The organism is Cellulomonas endometrii (assembly GCF_949769265.1).
GTDB lineage: Bacteria > Actinomycetota > Actinomycetes > Actinomycetales > Cellulomonadaceae > Cellulomonas > Cellulomonas endometrii.
Window position 1 is genome coordinate 39432 of the sequence record NZ_CATKPC010000008.1, and the last position, 18982, is coordinate 58413.

An 18982-nucleotide genomic window follows, 5' to 3' on the forward strand; every position below is an offset into this window, starting at 1 on the left:
ATCTCCTTGATGTGTGCGACAGGTGGTGCAGTGGGACGGGTCAGGCGGACCGGCTGACGCGCTCGAGCGCGCGGTCGGTGATGGAGCGCGGGCCGCGGCCGATGGCCACGGTGCCGGACTGGACGATCTCGCGGATGCCGAACGGCTCCAGGGCCGCGAGCAGCGCCGCGAGCTTCGACGGGCTGCCGGTGGCCTCGATGGTGACGGTGTCCGGGACGACGTCCACGACGTGCGCGCGGAACAGGTCCACCACCTCGAGCACCTGCGTGCGGGTGGCGCCCTCGGCGCGCACCTTCACCAGCAGCAGCTCGCGCCCCACCGAGGAGGCGTCCTCGAGCTCGACGATCTTGATGACGTTGATCAGCTTGTTCAGCTGCTTGGTGACCTGCTCCAGCGGCAGCTCGTCGACGTCGACGACGACCGTGATGCGCGAGATCTCCTCGTGCTCGGTCGGGCCCACGGCCAGGGAGTGGATGTTGAACGAGCGCCGGGCGAACAGGCCCGCGACGCGGGTCAGGACACCGGGCTTGTTCTCCACCAGGACGGAGAGGGTGTGACGGCTCATAGTTGGTCTCTCTCTCGCCGCGTCAGTCTTCGCGGTCCCACGCCGGGCTGATGCCCCGGGCGTACTGGATGTCGTCGTTCGGCACACCGGCGGCGACCATCGGCCACACCATCGCGTCGCGCGAGACGGTGAAGTCCACGACCACGGGCTGGTCGTCGATCTCCATGGCGCGCTTGATCGTCGCGTCCACGTCCGCGAGCGTCTCGCAGCGCAGGCCGACGGCCCCGTAGGAGTTGGCCAGCTTCACGAAGTCCGGGATGCGGCGCGTGCCGTGGCCGGTGTGCAGGTCGGTGTTCGAGTAGCGCGACTCGTAGAACAGCGTCTGCCACTGGCGGACCATGCCCAGCGAGGAGTTGTTGATCACCGCGACCTTGATCGGGATCTCGTTGATCGTGCAGGTCGCGAGCTCCTGGTTGGTCATCTGGAAGCAGCCGTCGCCGTCGATCGCCCACACCGTGCGGTCCGGCGCGCCGACCTTGGCACCCATCGCGGCGGGCACCGAGAAGCCCATCGTGCCCAGGCCGCCGGAGTTGATCCACGACCTCGGCCGCTGGTACTTGATGAACTGCGCCGACCACATCTGGTGCTGCCCCACGCCCGAGACGAAGATCGACTCCGGGCCCGAGATCTCGCCGATGCGGGAGATGACGTGCTGCGGGGCCAGGTGGCCGTCGGTCGGCTCGTCGTAGCCGAGCGGGAACGTCTCGCGCCACGTGTCGATCTGGCGCCACCAGGCCTCGAGGTCCGGCTTGCCGTGCTGCACGTGCTCGCGGGCGAGCTCCGGCAGCAGGTCGGCGATCACCTCGCGCAGGTCGCCGACGATCGGCACGTCGGCGGTGCGGTTCTTGCCGATCTCCGCCGGGTCGATGTCCGCGTGCACGATGGTCGCGTTCGGCGCGAACGACGAGAGCTTGCCGGTCACGCGGTCGTCGAACCGCGCGCCCAGCGCCACCACGAGGTCCGCCTTCTGCAGGGCGGCCACCGCGGCGACCGTCCCGTGCATGCCGGGCATGCCGAGGTTCTGCGGGTGGGTGTCGGGCAGCGCGCCGCGGGCCATCAGCGTGGTGACGACCGCGGCGCCCGACTCGTCGGTGAGGCGGCGCAGCTCGGCGGACGCGCCGGAGCGGATCACGCCGCCGCCGACCATCAGCACCGGCCGGCGGGCGGTCGCGAGCAGGCGGGCGGCCTCGCGGATCTGCTTGCCGTGCGGCTTGGTCACCGGGTGGTACCCGGGCAGGTCGAGCTGCTGCGGCCAGGTGAACGTCGTGTCCGTCTGCATCGCGGACTTGGCGATGTCCACCAGCACCGGGCCGGGGCGGCCGGTCGACGCGATGTGGAACGCCTCGGCGATGGTGCGCGGGATGTCCGCCGGGTCGGTCACCAGGTAGTTGTGCTTGGTGATGGGCAGCGTGATGCCGACGATGTCGGCCTCCTGGAACGCGTCCGTGCCGATGAGCGACGCCCCGACCTGGCCGGTGATCGCCACCAGCGGGATGGAGTCCATGTTCGCGTCGGCGATCGGCGTCACCAGGTTGGTCGCGCCCGGGCCGGAGGTCGCCATCGTCACGCCGACCTTGCCGGTGGCGTGCGCGTACCCGGCGGCCGCGTGGCCGCCGCCCTGCTCGTGCCGCACGAGGATGTGCCGCAGCCGCTTGGAGTCCATCAGCGGGTCGTAGGTCGGCAGGATCGCGCCGCCGGGGATGCCGAACACGACCTCCGCGCCGGCCTCCTCGAGCGAGCGGACGATCGACTTCGCCCCCGTGACCTGCTCGGTGATGACCGCGCGCGGGCGGCTGGTCGGTGCCGGCTCGGCCGCGAGGCGCGGCTGCTGCTGCTCGGCGGACGTACCGGGGGCTGCCGGCCTGCGGGGCGGTGCCGGGTGAGGGCCCTGGACCATCGGTGTCTCCTGGCGTCGGTGCTGGTGGAGCGGCTGTGCTGCTGGGTGCTGTGGTGCCGACGGTGGCGCGTCGTCGGCACGAAAAAACCCCTCGGGCCCGTGGGGTCGGGCCGGTCGAGGGGTGCGCGCGCTGACGAAGCCTTCCGTGCGTGGGCTCAGCCGGCGCGCTCGGGAAGTACTACGAGGAGGTTCGTCCGCATGTCCAGGACACTACGCCGCGCCCGGCGAGGTGTCACGCCCGCAGCACGCCATCTCACATCGTGGTCCACGGGTCCACTCTACGGACGAACGGCGCGGGGCACCGGTCCCGGGTGGACGGTTCGGACGGACACGCCGTCGGCGTGTCCGTCCGTCCGTTCCACCGTCCCACCGGTGCGGTTGCGGGTGCGGTCGCGCGTGGCGCCCTAGCCTCGGTGGATGCGCCGACCCCGCCACCGCCCGCTGCTCGCCCTCGCGCTCGCCGTGCCGCTGGCCGCCCTCGCCGGGTGCGGCGGCACCGGCGACGACGACCCGCCGCGCTCCTCGGCGCCGGCGCCGCAGGACACGTCGGCGTCGCCGTCCGCCTCGCCCTCGGACCCGCCGACCGCCTCGCCGTCCGCGTCGGCGGGCACCGAGGACCCCGACGCGGACGCCGCCGCACCGGAGTTCGGCGCCACCGGCGACGCCGAGGCCTCCGCCGGTGCCGCGCTGACGGTGACGGGCCTGCGCATCGGCACGCACGAGGGCTTCGACCGGGTGGTGGTCGACCTCGGCGGGACCGGCACCCCGGGCTGGTTCGTCCAGCGCACCGACCGCGCCGTGGAGGACCCCACCGGCGACGTCGTCGACCTGGGCGGCGACGGGGTGCTGGCGCTGTACGTCACGGGCCTCGGGTACCCGTTCGAGACGGGCGTCACCGAGCTGCCGGTCGGTACCCGGACCCCCGGCGGCACCGTCGTGACCGGCGCCGAGTTCACCGGGACGTTCGAGGGGCAGACGCAGATCTTCCTGGGCCTGGTCGACCCGCAGGCGCCGTACCGCGTCTTCCTGCTCGAGAACCCCACGCGGATCGTCGTCGACGTGCAGCGCTCGATGGCCTGACCCCGCGGCCCGGCCCGACGGCCGGGACCGGCGTCAGCGGCGCCGCACCACCACGGCCTCCCACGGGCGCAGCAGGCCCGCGCGCGCACCCTCGGCGGCGTGCGTGCCGAGCACCACGTCGCCCCAGCCGCCGTCGCCGTCGAGCGGCCACGCCTCCCCCAGGTCGACGGCCTGCTCGTCACCCGACACGTTGACGACCACCAGCAGCGCGTCCCCGTCCAGGGCGCGCGTGAACGCGTACACGTGCTCGTCCTCGGGCAGCAGCATCGTGAAGTCGCCGAGCGCCACGACCGGGTCGGTGTGCCGCAGCTCGATCAGCCGCCGGTGGTGGTGGAACACGGAGTCCGGGTCCGCGTGCTCCGCGGCGGCGTTGAGCTCGCGGTGGTTCGGGTTGACGCCCAGCCAGGGGCGGCCGGTCGTGAACCCGGCGTGCGGCGAGTCGTCCCACTGCACCGGCGTCCGCGCGTTGTCGCGGGACATCGCCGCGAGCCCGGCCAGCAGCTGCTCGTCGGTCGCCGACGCGAGCGTGCGGGCCTGCGCGACGTGGTTCAGCGACTCGATGTCCCGGTACTGGTCGAACCGCGTGAAGTGGGCGTTCGTCATCCCGAGCTCCTCGCCCTGGTAGACGTACGGCGTCCCCCGGTGCAGGTGCAGGAGCGTCGCCAGCGCCTTCGCCGACTCGCGGCGGTACCGGCCGTCGTCGCCGAACCGGGACACCACCCGCGGCTGGTCGTGGTTGTCCCAGTACAGGCTGTTCCAGCCCGCGTCCGCGAGCCCCGCCTGCCACCGCCCGAACGTCGCCTTGAGGTCGGTCAGCCGCAGCGGCTTCGGGTCGAACTTCCCGCCCGGCCCGTGGTCCAGGCCGACGTGCTCGAACTGGAACACCATGTCGACCTCGCGCCGCGCCGGGTCGGTGTACTTCAGCGCCTCGTCGAGCGTCACCCCCGGGGTCTCCCCGACGGTCAGCAGCTGCGCCGCGCGGCCCTCGAACACCTCGCGGTGCATCTCCTGCAGGTACTCGTGCACCCGGGGGCCGTCCGTGTAGTGCGGGCTGCCGTCGCCCCAGACCCCCGCGATGACGGGCCCGTCCGGCAGCGACGTGTCCTTCGAGATGAGGTTGATGACGTCCATCCGGAACCCGTCGACCCCGCGGTCCAGCCACCACCGCATCATCGCGTAGACCGCCTGCCGGACCTCCGGGTTCTCCCAGTTCAGGTCCGGCTGCTTGCGGCTGAACAGGTGCAGGTAGTACTCGCCCGACGCCTCGTCCAGCTCCCACGTGGAGCCCGAGAAGAAGGAGTGCCAGTTGGTCGGCTCCGCGCCGGGCTGCCCCGGGGCCATGCCGTCGCGCGCCGGCCGCCACCAGTACCAGTCGCGCTTCGGGCTGTCCGTCGACGACCGGCTCTCGACGAACCACGGGTGCTCGTCGGACGTGTGGTTGACCACGAGGTCCATGAGCAGCTTCATGCCGCGCGCGTGCAGCTCGGCGATCAGCTCGTCCAGGTCGGCGATGGTGCCGAACGACGGGTCGACGTCCTGGTAGTCGCTGATGTCGTAGCCGTTGTCGTCCTGCGGGGAGCGGTAGATCGGCGACAGCCACACCACGTCGACGCCGAGGGCGCTCAGGTGGTCGAGCCGCGAGATGATCCCCCGCAGGTCACCGATCCCGTCGCCGTCCGAGTCCTGGAACGACCTCGGGTAGATCTGGTAGACGACGGCTCGGGTCCACCACGGTGCGTCTTCGACGGTCCAGCCCATGGCTCCGACCTTCTCACGCGTTCGCGGGCCGCGCAGGGACGTCAGTCCACGTCCCGCCGGCGGAAGACCAGCGCCGCCACCACCACGACGAGGACCGCGACCGCCGCCACGACGACACCGCCCTGCCACACCGACACCGTCCGCTCGGCTGTGCAGACGTACGTCGCGCCGCCGTCGCCCGGCGGGCACGGGACGTCGACGAAGTAGACCAGGCCGTCGTCGATCCACGCCTGCAGCCCGCTGCGCAGCGTCCAGGGCGTCAGCCGGGGCAGGAACCCCGCGACGGCGGAGTCGACGACCAGCAGCCAGCCGACACCGATCCCGAGCGAGGCGGCGGCGCTGCGGGTCAGGAAGCCGAGCGCCGCACCGACGGCCCCGACGACGGCCGCCGCCGCGAGCACGCGCAGCGCCTGCTCGCCGAGGTCGCGCCACACGTCGGCGGTGACGTCGCCGACCGCGTCGTTGGCCGTCGCGGCCGCCCACGACCCGCCGACCGTCAGCGCGAGCGCGACCGCAGCGACCGGCAGCACGCCGAGCGCCGCGACCACGACCTTGCTGGCGTACACCCGGCCGCGCCGGGGCACGAAGGTCAGCCACATGCCGAGCGAGCCGGAGCCCGACTCCGCGGTCACGAACGTGATCCCGACCGCGAAGGCGACCAGCAGGAGGAGCATCGTCACGCCCGACACCCAGCTCGACGCGGTGTCCGCGAACGTCGGCTGCGGGAGCAGGTACCACTCGGCCCGCGGCTCCATGTCGTCGCACGCCCAGTCCGCGTCGGGAAAGGTCTCGCGCTCCTGCGCCTCGCCCTCGCGGCAGTCCTCGACGTACTGCTCGCCGTTCTCCGCCCAGTCCGCCTGCGCCTGCGCGAACTGCGCCTCCGCCGCGGTGACGGCCTGCGCCGACGGCGGCCGCGTCGCGCCCCACGCCAGGGCCGCGACCGCGAAACCCGCGACGACGGCGATCACCGCCAGCCACCGCACCGCCGCCCGGTACCGGAACCGCCGGCCCTCGACCCGCACCAGCCCGGTCATGCCCGCACCCGCCGTCCGTGCGGCGCGGGCCGGCCCTGGTGCGGGGCTGCCGTGCCGTCCGCGTCCGCGCCGGTCAGCGCGAGGAACACCTGCTCCAGGTCCGCGCGCGCGGGGACCAGCTCGTGCAGGTAGAGGCCCGCGTCCGCGAGCGCCCGCGTGATCTCCGCGGGCTGCGGGCCGACCACGCGCAGGGCGTCGGCGCCGTCCGGCCGCACGGACCAGCCCCGCGCACCCAGGACCGCCGCGGCGCGCTCGGGCTCGAGCACGCCCACGCGCGTCTCGGCGGCCTCCGCCGCACCGACGAGGTCCGCCACCCGGCCGCTGGCCACCAGCCGTCCCTGCGTCACGATCGACACGGTGTCCGCGACCTGCTGCACCTCGGCCAGGATGTGGCTCGACACCAGCACGGTCCTGCCCGCGTCGGCGAGCGACCGCATGGTCTGCCGCACCTCGCGGATGCCGGCGGGGTCCAGCCCGTTGGTCGGCTCGTCGAAGATCACGAGGTCCGGGTCCTTCAGCAGCGTGGCGGCGATGGCCAGCCGTTGCTTCATGCCGAGCGAGTACGTCTTCACCGGGCTCGACGACCGGTCCGCGAGCCCCACGTCGGCGAGGACGCGGTCGACCTGCGCCGGGGGCGTCCCGATCGCGGCGGCGAGCAGCTCGAGGTTCCGCTGCCCGGAGAACGCGGGGAAGAACCGGGGCTGCTCGACGATCGCGCCCACGCGCCGCGCCACCTCCGGAAGCGCCTGCGGCACCGGCCGGTCCAGCACCCGCACCGTCCCGGAGTCCGGGCGGATCAGCCCGAGCAGCATCCGGATGGTCGTCGTCTTGCCCGCGCCGTTCGGGCCGAGGAACCCGTGCACGCCGCCGAGCGGCACGTCCAGGTCCAGGCCCCCGACGGCGACGACGCGCCGCCCCCGGTGCCGGTAGGTCTTCCGCAGCCCGCGGGTGCTGACGGCGGTGGTCCCCGCCGGCGCCTCGTCCGTCACGCTCGCCCCCTCGCCGGGCGCCGGGCGCGCCCGGGCCGACCCTAGCGGCCGCCCGGGCGCGCCGGTGCGCGTTCCGGCTGCTCAGATGAGGACGGCGCCCTTCGACGCGGACTGCACGAGCTTGGCGTACTTGGCCAGGACTCCCCGGGTGTACCGCGGGGTCAGCGGCTCCCAGCCCACGCGACGGGCGGCGAGCTCGGCCTCGTCGACCAGCAGGTCCAGCGTCGCGTTCGCGACGTCCAGCCGGATCCGGTCGCCGTCCCGCACGAACGCGATCGGCCCGGCGTCGACGGCCTCCGGCGCCACGTGCCCGACGCACAGGCCGGTGGTGCCGCCGGAGAACCGGCCGTCGGTGAGCAGCAGGACGTCCTTGCCGAGGCCCGCGCCCTTGATGGCGCCGGTGATGGCCAGCATCTCGCGCATGCCCGGGCCGCCCTTGGGGCCCTCGTAGCGGATGACCACGACGTCGCCGGCCTGGATCGTGCCGTCCTCCAGCGCGTCGAGGGCCGCGCGCTCCCGCTCGAACACGCGGGCGGTGCCCTCGAAGACGTCGGTGTCGAAGCCCGCGGACTTCACGACCGCGCCCTCCGGGGCCAGCGACCCGTCGAGGATCGTGATGCCGCCGGTGTGGTGGATCGGGTTGTCGAGCGCGCGCAGGATCTTGCCGTCCGGGTCCGGCGGGGTGATGTCCGCCAGGTTCTCCGCCACCGTCTTGCCGGTGACCGTGAGGCAGTCGCCGTGCAGCAGACCGGCGTCCAGCAGCGCCTTCATCACGACGGGCACGCCGCCGATGCGGTCCACGTCGGCCATCACGTACCGGCCGAACGGCTTGAGGTCACCCAGGTGCGGGACCTTGGCGGCGACGCGCTTGAAGTCGTCCAGCGTGAGGTCGACCTCGGCCTCGTGCGCGATGGCCAGCAGGTGCAGCACCGCGTTGGTCGAGCCGCCGAACGCCATGACGACCGCGATGGCGTTCTCGAACGCCTCCTTCGTCATGATCTGCCGCGCGGTGATGCCCCTGCGGAGCAGCTCCACGACCGCCTCGCCCGACTTGTGGGCGAAGTTGTCGCGGCGGCGGTCGGCGCTCGGCGGGGCGGCGGAGCCCGGCAGCGACATGCCCATCGCCTCGGCGACGGACGCCATCGTGTTCGCGGTGTACATGCCGCCGCACGCGCCCTCGCCCGGGCAGATGGCCCGCTCGATGCGGTCCAGGTCGCCCTTGCTCATCAGCCCGCGCGCGCAGGCACCGACGGCCTCGAACGCGTCGATCAGCGTGACGTCCTTCTCCGTGCCGTCCTCGAGCTTCACCCAGCCCGGCATGATCGAGCCGGCGTAGAGGAAGACGCTCGACAGGTCCAGGCGGGCGGCGGCCATCAGCATGCCCGGCAGCGACTTGTCGCAGCCCGCCAGCAGCACGGAGCCGTCCAGGCGCTCGGCCTGCATGACCGTCTCGACGCTGTCCGCGATGATGTCGCGGCTCACGAGGGAGAAGTGCATGCCCTCGTGGCCCATCGAGATGCCGTCCGAGACGGAGATCGTGCCGAACTCCAGCGGGTAGCCCCCGCCGGCGTGCACGCCGTTCTTCACGGCCTGCGCGAGCCGCTGCAGCGACAGGTTGCAGGGCGTGATCTCGTTCCAGGAGCTCGCGACGCCGATCTGCGGCTTGGCCCAGTCGTCGTCGCCCATGCCGACGGCACGGAGCATGCCGCGGGACGCGGTGGCCTCGATGCCGTCCGTGACCTGGCGCGACCGGGGCTTGATGTCCGGCGTCTGCGGAGAGGTGGTCGTCATGAGCCGAGCGTAAGCGCGTCGCGGTCCGGCGTCTCGCCCCGGGGCACGGGTCGTCCCCCGGGGCGGTCCGGCGAGGTCTCAGCGGCGGCGGATCCGGCTCACGTCGCGCACCGCGCCGCGGTCGGCGCTGGTCGCCATCGCCGCGTACGCCTGCAGCGCCGGCGAGACGTAGCGGTCCCGGTCGACGGGCTGCCACGGGTTCTCGCGCGCCTCCATCTTGGCGCGGCGCTCGGCCAGCACCTCGTCCGGCACGTTCACGCGGATCAGGCGGGTCTCGACGTCGATCTCGATCTCGTCGCCGTCCTCGATCAGGCCGATGGTCCCGCCGGCGGCCGCCTCGGGGCTCACGTGCCCCACCGAGATGCCGCTGGACCCGCCCGAGAACCGGCCGTCGGTGATGAGCGCGCAGACCTTCCCCAGGCCGCGGCCCTTGATGAACGACGTCGGGTAGAGCATCTCCTGCATGCCGGGGCCGCCCGCCGGGCCCTCGTACCGGACCACGACGACGTGACCCGGCTGGACCTCCTTGCGCAGGATCTTCTCGACCGCCTCGTCCTGCGACTCGCACACCAGCGCGGTGCCGACGAAGTGGAAGACGTCCGGGTCGATGCCCGCGGTCTTGATGACCGCGCCGTCCTCGGCGAGGTTGCCGCGCAGCACCGCCAGGCCACCCTCGACCGTGTACGCGTGCGGCACGTCGCGGATGCAGCCGGCCGCACCGTCGGTGTCGAGCGACTCCCACACGTTCGACGTGGAGAACGCCTGCGTCGTGCGCACGCCGCCCGGCGCCGCGTGGAACAGCGCGACCGCCCGCTCGGTCGCGCGGCCCCCGCGGACGTCCCAGTCGTCGAGCCACGCCCGCAGCGTCGGGGTGTGCACGCTCGTCACGTCGTGGTCGAGCAGGCCGCCGCGGTCGAGCTCGCCGAGCAGCGCGGGGATGCCGCCCGCCCGGTGCACGTCCTCCATGTGGTAGTCCGGGTGGTTCGGGGCCACCTTCGCCAGGCACGGCACGCGGCGGCTGATCGCGTCGATCTCGGCCAGCGTGAAGTCGACCCCGGCCTCCTGCGCGGCGGCGAGGATGTGCAGGACGGTGTTGGTCGAGCCGCCCATCGCGACGTCGAGCGTCATGGCGTTCGTGAAGGCGGCCTTGGTCGCGATGCCGCGCGGCGCGGCCGTGTCGTCCTCGTCGTCGTAGTACCGGCGCGCCAGGTCGACGATCGTGCGCCCGGCCTCGAGGAACAGCTCGCGGCGGGCGCTGTGGGTCGCGAGGGTCGAGCCGTTGCCCGGGAGCGACAGGCCCAGCGCCTCGGTCAGGCAGTTCATCGAGTTCGCGGTGAACATGCCGGAGCACGAGCCGCAGGTCGGGCACGCGTTCTCCTCGACGCTGGCCAGCGCCTGGTCCGACACGTCGTCGTCCGCGGAGTCGTTGATCGCGTTGATGAGGTTGAGGGGCGTCTTCGCGACGCCGTCGGCCACGACCGCCTTGCCGGCCTCCATCGGCCCGCCGGACACGAAGATGACGGGGATGTTCAGCCGCAGGGCGGCGTTCAGCATGCCGGGGGTGATCTTGTCGCAGTTGGAGATGCAGACCAGGGCGTCGGCGCAGTGCGCCTGGACCATGTACTCGACCGAGTCGGCGATCAGGTCGCGGCTGGGCAGGGAGTAGAGCATCCCCGCGTGGCCCATCGCGATGCCGTCGTCGACGGCGATGGTGTTGAACTCCTTCGCGACGCCGCCGGCCTCCTGGATCGCCGAGGCCACGAGGTCGCCCATGTCCTTGAGGTGCACGTGCCCGGGGACGAACTGCGTGTACGAGTTCGCGATCGCGATGATCGGCTTGCCGAAGTCCTCCGAGCCCATGCCGGTCGCACGCCACAGCGCGCGGGCACCGGCCATGTTGCGGCCGTGGGTCGAGGTACGAGAGCGCAGCGGACGACTCACGTGGAAGCTCCTTCAGCAAGCAGGGCGGCACCGCGGCGGCGACGCGCCGTCACGGTACGTCCGGGCACGTCGCCGGCGCCTCGCCCGTCCGTCCTGTGATCGACCAGCCCGCGAGACGGCGCCGCGCTCCTCACCCCTGCCCTCGCGCCTGCCACGTGCACACGCAGGCCTCGTTGCCCTCCGGGTCGGCCAGGACCCAGAACGCCGGCGCGCGCCGGTCCGAGACGAGCGTGCCACCCGCGGCCAGCGCGGCGGCGACGCGGCCCTCGGCCTGGTCGTGCGGGACCGTGACGTCGACGTGGATGCGGTTGCGCTGCGGGCGGGGCGCGTCCATCTGCTGGAACCAGTAGCCCGGCCCGAGCGCCCCGGGATCGGCGAGCACGTGGTCGTCCGGGTCGGTGCCGGCCTCGGTGACGTAGCCGAGCACCGCCCGCCAGAACGGCGCGACCGCCGCGATGTCGAGGGCGTCGATCGCGACCTCCTGCGTCGTGAGCAGGCCCGGGTCGCCCCCGAGGCCGAGCTCGTCGGCGATCCGGGTGACCTGCGCGGCCAGGGCGAGGTCCCGCTCGGTGAGGCCGTGCGCCGGCGCGGTGGTGGTCCGGACGTGGACCTGGTCCGGGCGGAGCACGAGGTCCGGCTGCGCGCCGACCTCGCGCGCGGCGTCGGCGACCCGGGCGACGAACGCGGCCCCCGCGGCCAGGTCGGGGGTGCGGAAGGCGGCCTCCAGCCAGAGCAGCAGCACCCGCCAGTGCCGCGGGTCGACCCGCTCCGTCGCGGCGCCCGGTCCGATCACGTCTGTCGCGTCCATGCCGAGAGCCTGCCACCGCCCTCCGACACGGCCGCCGGGGCCGGCTTGCGGTTGACGTCGCGTCAACGCCTACCGTCGGGTGACGACGGCGGAGACGCCGCCGTCGGAGGGGAGGAGCGGACCATGACGACCGACGCGGAGCGGTGGACCACCGCGGAGGTGGTGCGCCTGTCGGGCGTCACGTCGCGGACGTTGCGGCACTACGACGCCATCGGGCTGCTGCCCCCGGCCGGGACCACGCCGGGCGGCCAGCGGGAGTACGGGCGGCGGGAGCTGCTGCGTCTGCAGCAGGTGCTGGTGCTCCGGGAGCTCGGCGTCGGCCTCGGCGCCATCGCCGAGATGCTCGCGGGCGCGCCCGAGGGGTCGCCGCAGCTCCACGCCGGGCGGCTGCGCGAGCACCACGCCTGGCTCCTGGCGGAGCGGGACCGGCTCGACCGGCTGGCCCGCACCGTCGCCTCCACCATCGAGTCCCTGGAAGGGGGCGCTGCCATGCCGGCGGAGCAGATGTACGACGGGTTCGACCACACGCAGTACGAGGCCGAGGCCCGCGAGCGCTGGGGCGACCCGGCGGTGGACCGGAGCAACCGGGCGTGGGCGTCCATGTCCGCCGCGGAGCGGGACGCGCACCAGGGCGAGGGCCGGGCGGTGAGCGAGCGGCTCGCGGAGCACCTCGCCGCCGGGACGCCCGTCGCCGACCCCGCCGTCCGCGACCTCGTCGCCCGGCACCACGCGTGGGTCGCGCGGTTCTGGACCCCGGACGCCGAGGCGTACCGCGCGCTGGGCGCGACGTACGTGGACGACGCCCGGTTCGCCGCGACCTACGACGGCGTGGCGCCGGGGCTCGCGGCCTACCTGCGGGACGCGATCGACGCCCACGCGGACGCCGTGGCCGGCGCCTGACCGCCCGACGCACATCGGGACCTACGGCCCAACCGCGGCGGGGCCCCGCGCGGCAGGCTGGGTCAGGTGCCGGACCACCGGCCGTCTCTCCCCCGGGGCGGCCACCGGGCCACAGGCTCGCGGTCCGCTCCGGTCTCCTGGCGACGACGACCAGTCACCAGGGACCCCGGTCGAGGCACCATCGGCTCATCGCCCGGGCCGGTGGTGCCTCGATCTCTGCCCGGTCCGCTCCGCGCCGGCAGCCCGGGTCGGCACCGCCGCGGGACCGCTCGCGGCCCGCCCGGAGCCTCGTTACCGTCGCCGGGTGACCGCCATCCACTGGTTCCGCCGCGACCTGCGCCTGGGCGACAACCCGGCCCTGCACGCGGCGGCCGGGACGGGCGACGTCCTCGCCCTGTACGTCCTCGACCCCCGGCTGTGGGCGTCCGCCGGCGCACCCCGGCGGGCGTACCTCGCGCGGAGCCTGGCCGCCCTGGACGCCCAGACCGGCGGCCGGCTGCTCGTCCGGCAGGGTGACCCGCGGCAGGTCGTCCCGGCCGTCGCCCGCGAGGTCGCGGCCACGGCGGTGCACGTGGCGGCGTCCTACGAGCCGTTCGGGCGCCGCCGGGACGACGCCGTCGAGTGGGACCTCGAGGATGCCGGCGTCCCCCTCGTGCGCACCGGCTCCCCCTACGCCGTCGCGCCCGGTCGGGTCCGCAACGGGTCCGGCGGCGACTACAAGGTGTTCACGCCGTTCCGGCGGGCGTGGTCCGAGCACGGCTGGCGGCCCCCCGCACCTGACGCCGAGACGACCGCGGCGACGGTCACGTTCGTGGACGGCGGGCGGGGCGACCCGGTGCCGGACGCGCCGGTGCCCGCCGGGATGACCCTGCCGGAGGCCGGGGAGCCGGCGGCGCTGGCCCGGTGGGCGGAGATGCTCGACGGGCCGCTGACGCGGTACGCGACCGAGCGCGACCGCCCCGACCTGGACAGCACCTCCCGGCTGTCCGTCCCGCTGAAGTGGGGGGAGATCCACCCGCGCACCCTGCTCGCCGACCTCGCCGGGCGCGGGGGCGACGGGGCCGAGACCTTCCGCAGCCAGATCGCGTGGCGCGAGTTCCACGCCGACGTCCTGTTCCACCACCCGTCGGCGCGGCGGGAGTCCCTCACCCCGGTGGTGCCCGAGAGCGTGTGGGTGAACGGCAGCACGGAGCAGGACCTGCTCGACGCGTGGGCCGCCGGCCGCACCGGCTACCCGATGGTCGACGCGGGGATGCGGCAGCTGCTGGCCGAGGGCTGGATGCACAACCGCCTGCGGATGCTCGTCGCGTCGTTCCTGGTCAAGGACCTGCACGTGCGCTGGCAGCGCGGCGCCGACCACTTCCTGGCGTGGCTCGTCGACGGCGACGTGCCGCAGAACCAGCTCAACTGGCAGTGGGTCGCCGGCACCGGCCGCGACGCCTCCCCGTACTTCCGGGTCTTCAACCCCGTGACGCAGGGCGTGAAGTTCGACCCCGCGGGCCGGTACGTGCGCCGCTGGGTCCCGGAGCTGCGGGACGTCCCGGGCAGGGCCGTGCACGAGCCGTGGAAGCTGCCGCGGTCAGCGGCCCCGGACTACCCCGACCGGATCGTCGACCACGCCACCGAGCGCGCGGTCAGCCTCGGGGCGTACCACTCGCTGCGCTGAGCCCCGGCGAGGACGCCGGTGCGGTGGGACGTCGGTCCCGGACCGACCCCTCCCGGGCGGGGGTGCAGCCCTCCGCAGCCGAAGGTCGGGACCTTCGACCCGGGTGCGAGCGGCCGGTCCGGAGGAGATTGGGAATGTAGTCACAAGGCGACAAACCCGACAACACGAAGGCACGATCATGACCGCCACAGCCACTCCCCGCACCGACGCCGGATCGGTGACCGTGCGGACCCAGGAGAACATCGTCACGACGGTGAAGGCCCGCCGCTCCCTCGCGGTGCTCCGCCTCGCCACCGGGTTCATCTTCCTGTGGGCGTTCCTCGACAAGACGTTCGGCCTGGGCTACTCCACGCCGTCGGAGAAGTCCTGGCTGAACGGCGGGACCCCGAGCCAGGGCTTCCTCAACAGCCCCGCCGTCGTCGGCCCCTTCAAGGACCTCTTCCAGTCGATCGCCAGCCCCGCCACCGACGTGCTGTTCATGCTCGGCATGCTGGGCGTCGGCCTCGCGGTGATGCTCGGCGTCGGCGTCCGCGTCGCCGCGTGGGCCGGCTCCGCGATCATGCTGATGATGTGGGCCGCCGAGTGGCCGCTCACCTCGGGCTCGACCAACCCGGTGATGGACTACCACATCATCTACGCGCTGGCGCTGGTCGTCGTGGCGTTCACCCTGGCCGGCGACACCTGGGGCCTCGGCCGCCGGTGGCGCGAGCTCCCGCTCGTCCGCTCGCACGGCTGGCTCCGCTGACCCACCCGGCGGGCGCACCGCCCGCCGCCCGGTCGCGAGGCGCCGGTCCCCCCTCCGGGACCGGCGCCTCGCCGCGTCCGGGACGGCGCCGAGGGGTCAGTCCGCCTGCCGGGCGCGGTACTCGTCCTCGAGCATCGCCATCATGATCCCGTCGCACCAGCCGTCGCCGTCGGGGTACGCGTCGCGGCGGCGCCCCTCGACCACGAAGCCGATGTTCTCGTACAGCGAGTGCGCCCGGGCGTTGATGCTCAGCACGTCCAGCTCGACGCGGTGCAGCCCGATCCCGTCGAACGCCAGCCCCAGCACCAGCTCGATCGCCTCGGTCCCGTACCCGCGCCCGCGGTAGCCGGGGCGCATCACGAGGCGCAGGTTCGTCGACCCGAGCGCCTCGTCGATGTCGGTCAGCACGATCTCGCCCAGGTACTCGTCCGAGCCGTTCGCCGTGATGGCCAGGTCGATCCGGCCCTCCTGCCGGGAGACGGTGGCGCACCAGGCGTCGATCTGCGCGCGGGTGTAGACGGTCGTCGTCCCGGTGGTGCGCCGCCCGTCCGGGTCGTTCACCATGTCCCACATCGCCGGGGCGTCCTCCGCCCGGATGGGTCGCAGGTGGATCATCTCGCCCTCGAGCGTGGGCTTGTCCATGGGGCCTCCCGTCGTCCACCCGATGCTAGGCACTGCGGGTGACCGGGATGTTTCGGCGCGCGGTTACGCCCGCCGCCCGCACGACGACGGCGGCGCACCCCCGCGGGGGTGCGCCGCCGTCGAGGTCGCCAGCGTCGGCGCGCTCAGGCCTGGGCGACGCGCTCCAGCACGAGCTCCCGGACGCGGCCCGCGTCCGCCTGCCCGCGCGTGGCCTTCATGACCGAGCCGATGATCGCGCCGACCGGGCCGAGGTTCCCGGACCGGATCTTCGCGGCGATGTCGGGCTGCGCGGCGAGCGCGGCGTCGATGGCCTCGAGCAGCGGGCCGTCGTCGGACACGACCTCCAGCCCGCGCGCGACGACGACCGCCTCGGGGTCGCCCTCCCCCGCGAGCACGCCCTCGAGCACCTGACGGGCCAGCTTGTCGTTGATCCGCCCCGCGTCGACGAGCTGCTGGAGCTGCCCGATCTGCGTCGGCGTGATCGGGAGGTCGCCGAGCTCGACGTCCTGGGTCTTGGCGGTGCGGGCAAGCTCGCCCATCCACCACTTGCGCGCGGCGGCCGGGCTGGCACCCGCGGCCACCGTCGCCTCGATCAGCTCGACCGCCCCGGCGTTCACCACGTCACGCATCTCGGCGTCGGCGTAGCCCCAGTCGCCCTGGAGCCGGCGCCGCCGGGCGGCGGGCAGCTCGGGCAGGTTCGAGCGGATCTCCTCCACCCACGCGCGGTCCGGGGCGATCGGCACCAGGTCGGGCTCGGGGAAGTACCGGTAGTCCTCGGCGTCCGACTTCACGCGGCCCGCGGTGGTGATGCCGGTGTCCTCGTGCCAGTGCCGGGTCTCCTGGACCACGGTGCCCGCGGCGTCCAGCACGGCGGCCTGACGGCTGATCTCGTACCGCACCGAGCGCTCGACCGACCGGAACGAGTTGACGTTCTTGGTCTCCGTGCGGGTGCCGAGCGGCGACGTGGGCGTCGGGCGCAGCGACACGTTCACGTCGGCGCGCACGTTGCCGCGCTCCATCCGGGCCTCCGAGACGCCGAGCGACCGGAAGATGTCCCGCAGGGTCTGCACGTACGCGCGGGCGACCTCGGGGGCGCGTGCACCGGCGCCGACGATCGGCTTGGTGACGATCTCCACGAGCGGGATGCCGGCGCGGTTGTAGTCGACGAGCGAGTACTCGGCGCCCTGGATCCGGCCGGTGGAGCCGCCGACGTGGGTGTTCTTGCCCGCGTCCTCCTCCATGTGCGCTCGCTCGATCTCGACGCGGAACACCGTGCCGTCCTCGAGCTCGACGTCCAGGTAGCCCTCGTACGCGATGGGCTCGTCGTACTGGGAGGTCTGGAAGTTCTTCGGGACGTCCGGGTAGAAGTAGTTCTTCCGGGCGAACCGGCACGACTCGGCGATCTGGCAGTTCAGGGCCAGGCCGATCCGGATCGCGTACTCGACGGCGGTGCCGTTGACCGCGGGCAGCGCGCCCGGCAGGCCCAGCGACACCGGCGAGACGGCCGTGTTCGGCTCGTCGCCGAAGGTCTGCGGCGCCGCGTCGAACATCTTCGTGCGCGTGCCGAGCTCGACGTGCACCTCGATGCCGATGACCGGGTCGAACCGGGCCACGGCCTCGTCGTAGTCGACCAGGTCGACGGTCTGGGCGGTCACTCGGACACCTCCAGCTCGGGGGCCTGCGCCAGCAGCGGGCCGCCCCACTTCTTCTCCAGCAGCGCCTCGAGCGCGGCGCCCACGCGGTACAGCCGGTCGTCCGCCTTCGCGGGGGCCAGCACCTGGAAGCCCACGGGCAGGCCGTCGTCCGACAGGCCGCTCGGCAGCGACAGGCCGGGGATCCCGGCGAGGTTCGCCGGGATGGTGGCCACGTCGTTGAGGTACATCGCGAGCGGGTCGTCCAGCTTCTCACCGAGCTTGAACGCCGTGGTCGGCGCCGTCGGCGAGACCAGGACGTCCGCGGCGGAGAACGCCGCCGCGAAGTCCCGCTGGATCAGCGTGCGGACCTTCTGCGCGCTGCCGTAGTAGGCGTCGTAGTAGCCGGCCGACAGGGCGTACGTGCCGAGGATGATCCGGCGCTTCACCTCGTCGCCGAACCCGGCGCCTCGGGTGGCGGCCATGACGCGCTCGGCGGTGACCGGGCCCTCGCTCGGCTCGACCCGCAGGCCGAACCGCATGCCGTCGAACTTCGCCAGGTTGCTGGACGCCTCGCTCGGCAGGATCAGGTAGTACGCGCCGAGGGCGTACTCGAAGTGCGGGCAGGAGACCTCGACGATCTCGGCGCCCGCCCCGCGCAGCAGCTCCAGGGACTCCTCGAACCGCGCGAGCACGCCGGCCTGGTAGCCCTCGCCCTGCAGCTCGCGGACCACGCCGACGCGCACGCCCGTGAGGTTGCCGGTCGCACCCTGGCGCGCCGCGGCGACCAGGCCGGGCACGGGCTCCGGGATGGAGGTCGAGTCGCGCGGGTCGTGCCCGCCGATCAGCTCGTGCAGCAGCGCCGAGTCGAGCACGGTGCGGGTGACCGGACCGGCCTGGTCGAGGCTCGACGCCAGGGCGATGAGGCCGTAGCGCGACACCGAGCCGTACGTCGGCTTGACGCCGACCGTGCCGGTGACGGCGGCGGGCTGCCGGATCGAGCCGCCCGTGTCGGTGCCGATGGCCAGCGGGGCCTCGTACGCCGCGACGGCGGCCGCGGAACCACCGCCGGACCCGCCGGGGATCCGGTCGAGGTCCCAGGGGTTGTGGGTGTCGCCGTACGCGGAGTGCTCCGTGCTGGAGCCCATCGCGAACTCGTCCATGTTGGTCTTGCCGAGGATCGGCAGGCCCGCGGCCTTGATCCGCTCGACCAGCGTGGCGTCGTACGGGGGCACCCAGCCCTCGAGGATCCGGGAGCCCGCCGTGGTGGGCAGGCCCTTCGTGACGACGACGTCCTTGACGGCGATGGGCACGCCGGCGAGGGCGTGCAGCTCCTCGCCCGCGGCGCGGCGGTCGTCGACCTCGCGGGCCGTGGCGAGCGCCTCGTCCCCCGAGACGTGCAGGTAGGCGTGCACGGCGGGCTCGACGGCGGCCATGCGGTCCAGGTGCGCCTGGGTGGCCTCGACGCTCGACACCTCGCGCGCGGCGAGCCGCGCGGCCAGGTCGGCGGCGGACAGGCGGGTCAGGTCGGTCAT

General features: G+C 73.8%; 15 protein-coding genes. 4 read left to right on the top strand and 11 right to left on the bottom strand.

Annotated features, from left to right (window positions below):
* Positions 1 to 40: 40 nt before the first annotated feature.
* Together ilvN and QNH85_RS10435 are read right to left on the bottom strand one after the other, a co-directional pair.
* The gene (gene ilvN, locus QNH85_RS10430) at positions 41 to 565 is read right to left on the bottom strand and encodes an acetolactate synthase small subunit (RefSeq protein WP_213281058.1); all 525 of its coding nucleotides are present in this window, start codon (positions 563 to 565) and stop codon (positions 41 to 43) included.
* A gap of 22 nt (positions 566 to 587) precedes the next feature.
* Positions 588 to 2462 (bottom strand): acetolactate synthase large subunit, encoded by a 1875-nt coding sequence (locus QNH85_RS10435; RefSeq protein WP_282946311.1) that lies wholly within the window; start codon positions 2460 to 2462, stop codon positions 588 to 590.
* A gap of 417 nt (positions 2463 to 2879) precedes the next feature.
* Between QNH85_RS10435 and QNH85_RS10440 the strand changes: the two genes are divergently transcribed.
* Positions 2880 to 3542, top strand: a complete 663-nt coding sequence (locus QNH85_RS10440; RefSeq protein WP_282946313.1) for an AMIN-like domain-containing (lipo)protein — start codon at positions 2880 to 2882, stop codon at positions 3540 to 3542.
* 33 nt (positions 3543 to 3575) lie between these two features.
* Here QNH85_RS10440 and QNH85_RS10445 read toward each other — a convergent pair whose 3' ends face one another.
* From QNH85_RS10445 to QNH85_RS10470, 6 genes are all read right to left on the bottom strand, one after another.
* Positions 3576 to 5300 (bottom strand): glycoside hydrolase family 13 protein, encoded by a 1725-nt coding sequence (locus tag QNH85_RS10445; protein WP_282946315.1) that lies wholly within the window; start codon positions 5298 to 5300, stop codon positions 3576 to 3578.
* A 41-nt stretch (positions 5301 to 5341) separates the two neighbouring features.
* Positions 5342 to 6334, bottom strand: a complete 993-nt coding sequence (locus QNH85_RS10450; RefSeq protein ID WP_282946316.1) for an ABC transporter permease subunit — start codon at positions 6332 to 6334, stop codon at positions 5342 to 5344.
* Positions 6331 to 7323, bottom strand: coding sequence for an ABC transporter ATP-binding protein (locus QNH85_RS10455; RefSeq protein ID WP_282946317.1), 993 nt, complete (start codon positions 7321 to 7323; stop codon positions 6331 to 6333). Before QNH85_RS10455 ends, QNH85_RS10450 begins: the two co-directional genes overlap by 4 nt.
* Before the next feature lie 81 nt (positions 7324 to 7404).
* Positions 7405 to 9114: a dihydroxy-acid dehydratase gene (gene ilvD, locus QNH85_RS10460; RefSeq protein WP_282946318.1), complete on the bottom strand. Its 1710-nt coding sequence runs from the start codon at positions 9112 to 9114 to the stop codon at positions 7405 to 7407.
* 78 nt (positions 9115 to 9192) lie between these two features.
* On the bottom strand, positions 9193 to 11055 hold the full coding sequence (ilvD, locus tag QNH85_RS10465) for a dihydroxy-acid dehydratase (protein ID WP_282946319.1): 1863 nt from the start codon (positions 11053 to 11055) through the stop codon (positions 9193 to 9195).
* Positions 11056 to 11185: 130 nt separating this feature from the next.
* Positions 11186 to 11863, bottom strand: a complete 678-nt coding sequence (locus tag QNH85_RS10470) for a VOC family protein (RefSeq protein ID WP_282946321.1) — start codon at positions 11861 to 11863, stop codon at positions 11186 to 11188.
* A gap of 123 nt (positions 11864 to 11986) precedes the next feature.
* On the opposite strand from QNH85_RS10470, the gene QNH85_RS10475 reads away from it, so the two are divergent.
* From QNH85_RS10475 to QNH85_RS10485, 3 genes are all read left to right on the top strand, one after another.
* Complete coding sequence (locus tag QNH85_RS10475) at positions 11987 to 12763, top strand: MerR family transcriptional regulator (protein WP_282946323.1); 777 nt, start codon at positions 11987 to 11989, stop codon at positions 12761 to 12763.
* A 304-nt stretch (positions 12764 to 13067) separates the two neighbouring features.
* On the top strand, positions 13068 to 14429 hold the full coding sequence (locus tag QNH85_RS10480) for a cryptochrome/photolyase family protein (RefSeq protein ID WP_282946324.1): 1362 nt from the start codon (positions 13068 to 13070) through the stop codon (positions 14427 to 14429).
* 178 nt (positions 14430 to 14607) lie between these two features.
* Complete coding sequence (locus tag QNH85_RS10485; protein WP_282946325.1) at positions 14608 to 15174, top strand: DoxX family protein; 567 nt, start codon at positions 14608 to 14610, stop codon at positions 15172 to 15174.
* Positions 15175 to 15270: 96 nt separating this feature from the next.
* Here the strand turns inward: QNH85_RS10485 and QNH85_RS10490 are convergent, their stop codons facing one another.
* The 3 genes from QNH85_RS10490 to gatA all read right to left on the bottom strand — a co-directional run bounded on the left by QNH85_RS10490 (position 15271) and on the right by gatA (position 18982).
* Positions 15271 to 15816, bottom strand: coding sequence for a GNAT family N-acetyltransferase (locus QNH85_RS10490; RefSeq protein WP_282946326.1), 546 nt, complete (start codon positions 15814 to 15816; stop codon positions 15271 to 15273).
* A 143-nt stretch (positions 15817 to 15959) separates the two neighbouring features.
* Positions 15960 to 17471, bottom strand: coding sequence for an Asp-tRNA(Asn)/Glu-tRNA(Gln) amidotransferase subunit GatB (gatB, locus tag QNH85_RS10495; RefSeq protein ID WP_282946327.1), 1512 nt, complete (start codon positions 17469 to 17471; stop codon positions 15960 to 15962).
* Complete coding sequence (gatA, locus tag QNH85_RS10500; RefSeq protein ID WP_282946329.1) at positions 17468 to 18982, bottom strand: Asp-tRNA(Asn)/Glu-tRNA(Gln) amidotransferase subunit GatA; 1515 nt, start codon at positions 18980 to 18982, stop codon at positions 17468 to 17470. Before gatA ends, gatB begins: the two co-directional genes overlap by 4 nt.

Excerpts from the sequence above, each read along its gene's own strand:
- QNH85_RS10485 (WP_282946325.1), top strand. The coding sequence starts at position 14,608 with ATGACCGCCACAGCCACTCCCCGCACCGACGCCGGATCGGTGACCGTG.
- QNH85_RS10470 (WP_282946321.1), bottom strand. The coding sequence starts at position 11,863 with ATGGACGCGACAGACGTGATCGGACCGGGCGCCGCGACGGAGCGGGTC.
- QNH85_RS10450 (WP_282946316.1), bottom strand. The coding sequence starts at position 6,334 with ATGACCGGGCTGGTGCGGGTCGAGGGCCGGCGGTTCCGGTACCGGGCG.
- QNH85_RS10435 (WP_282946311.1), bottom strand. The coding sequence starts at position 2,462 with ATGGTCCAGGGCCCTCACCCGGCACCGCCCCGCAGGCCGGCAGCCCCC.
- gatA (WP_282946329.1), bottom strand. The coding sequence starts at position 18,982 with ATGACCGACCTGACCCGCCTGTCCGCCGCCGACCTGGCCGCGCGGCTC.
- QNH85_RS10445 (WP_282946315.1), bottom strand. The coding sequence starts at position 5,300 with ATGGGCTGGACCGTCGAAGACGCACCGTGGTGGACCCGAGCCGTCGTC.
- QNH85_RS10490 (WP_282946326.1), bottom strand. The coding sequence starts at position 15,816 with ATGGACAAGCCCACGCTCGAGGGCGAGATGATCCACCTGCGACCCATC.
- ilvD (WP_282946318.1), bottom strand. The coding sequence starts at position 9,114 with ATGACGACCACCTCTCCGCAGACGCCGGACATCAAGCCCCGGTCGCGC.
- ilvN (WP_213281058.1), bottom strand. The coding sequence starts at position 565 with ATGAGCCGTCACACCCTCTCCGTCCTGGTGGAGAACAAGCCCGGTGTC.
- QNH85_RS10440 (WP_282946313.1), top strand. The coding sequence starts at position 2,880 with ATGCGCCGACCCCGCCACCGCCCGCTGCTCGCCCTCGCGCTCGCCGTG.
- QNH85_RS10475 (WP_282946323.1), top strand. The coding sequence starts at position 11,987 with ATGACGACCGACGCGGAGCGGTGGACCACCGCGGAGGTGGTGCGCCTG.